2 protein-coding genes are annotated in these 1,899 nt (G+C 44.0%); both read left to right on the top strand.

The window, feature by feature from the left end:
- On the top strand, positions 1 to 550 hold a 550-nt coding region (locus ES765_RS21445), incomplete at its 5' end, for a tyrosine-type recombinase/integrase (protein ID WP_138116573.1).
- Complete coding sequence (locus tag ES765_RS21440; RefSeq protein WP_138116571.1) at positions 550 to 1,692, top strand: IS91 family transposase; 1,143 nt, start codon at positions 550 to 552, stop codon at positions 1,690 to 1,692. The genes ES765_RS21445 and ES765_RS21440, both read left to right, overlap by 1 nt.
- Positions 1,693 to 1,899: the final 207 nt, after the last annotated feature.

Genomic DNA, 1,899 nt, shown 5'->3' with positions numbered 1-1,899 from the left:
AGTACTGAGCAGGCAAGAAGTAAAGCTACTATTAAAAACACCCAAGCTACAGAAGCACCGTTTGCTATTGGCGCTGCTTTACGGCTGCGGTCTTCGCAACGCAGAGCTGCGCAATCTACACATTAAGGATGTAGATATGGACAGGAAACGGCTACATATCCGTCAGGGCAAGGGTCGCAAAGACCGCTATGTACCCCTGTGCGATCTGCTCGTACGTGGCATACAAACCTATCTTGCGGCGGAGCATCCGGTACAATGGCTTTTTAATGGCAATGACAGATCGGGTAGACCCGTCGCCCTGTCGCCCAATGGGGTACAATGGGTAGTAAAACAGGCCAGGCAACATAGCGGTATCCTAAAAGAGGTAACCACCCATAGTCTCCGTCATACCTATGCTACACATCTGTTGGAAATGGGGCTGGACATTATGAGCCTAAAAGACCTTTTGGGGCATGTGGACATTCAAACGACCATGGTGTACCTGCACGTTTCCCAATGCTCTAAAAGCGCTGTTTTCAGTCCCTTGGAAAAGTTATACGGCTCTCAGTAATGTCACGGCCCTTATATCAGGTGGCCGATGTATTGGAACGTAATGAAGAACTGTTATCACAGTATACCAGCAACACTTGGCAATTACGCACCTTGCATGGCTTACGCAAATGTAGAACTGCCGCACTTGGCGGTCATATAGACCGTTGCAACAACCCGCGGTGTAATCAGCTACACCTAAGTTACAACAGCTGCCGCAATCGGCATTGCCCGAAGTGCCAAGGGCACAAACGCGAACAATGGATACGGGCACGGGAAAAGGAACTGCTGAACGTGCCTTATTTTCATGTGGTGTTTACCCTGCCCGATACAATGAACCAGCTGTGCTTATATGCTCCAAAACAGGTATATACTATTTTGTTTAAAAGCGCATGGAGTATACTACAAGATTTTGGAGCCAACCCAAAGTTTCTTGGTGCCAGTATGGGTATGGTGGCCATACTGCATACTTGGGGTCAGAATCTAAGTTTGCATCCGCATTTACATTGTATCGTTCCGGGAGGCGGTATTAGTGGAAAGGGAAAATGGAACTATGCCAAAAACAAAGGCAAGTACCTATTTCCAGTAAAGGCAATGAGTAAGGTCTTTAGAGCACGCTTTGTAGAAAACATCAGAAAGGAGTTTGACAAGCCACAGTCATTTTATGATAAACTCTTCGCCAAAGATTGGGTAGTGTATGCCAAACGCCCTTTTGCAAACCCTAAATATGTTGTGGAATACTTAGGGCGCTATACCCATAAGATCGCTATTAGTAATCACAGAATACAATCACTTGCTAATGGCAAGGTTAGTTTTACTGCCAAGGATTATAGAAAAGGGGGTGCAAAGCAGCTACTTAGTTTAAGTGATTCAGAATTCATAAGGCGTTTTAGTCTGCACATTTTACCCAAGGGTTTTGTACGTATACGTCACTATGGTTTTTTAAGTAGTACTAAAAAGAAAATAGTATTACCGCTGCTCATGGCAGAAATGGGGCAACCACCCCCAAAACAAGAATCACCGCCGATTTTACACCGAAGGTGCCCTAGGTGCAAAGAAGGTATTTTGGTAACGGTCTTTATGTTTGACAGCAGAGGACCACCCAAACATTGGATAAACAAAGTAGAACAACAACATAAAATATCCCAAATCAGAACAGCGTAATGGCTGTGCAGGATAACTATTGCCTAAAGTGACCGTTTTTGATGAAACAAGGTAGTCGTACTAGAAATTAAAGGTTTTAGATCAATAGCGTCCTAAACGATTAAAAAAGAGAAAGGGAATTCTGTTCCTCAAAGTTACCTTTGTGGTGCACTCAAAACCACACCTTTCTCTTATGTTAAATATAACCTTGTTTTCCCAAATCATCTC

The sequence above is a fragment of the Maribacter sp. ACAM166 genome (assembly GCF_005771495.1).
Lineage (GTDB): Bacteria > Bacteroidota > Bacteroidia > Flavobacteriales > Flavobacteriaceae > Maribacter.
Note: the sequence above shows the minus strand (reverse complement) of the source record. Positions and strands in the feature narration are given on the sequence as shown.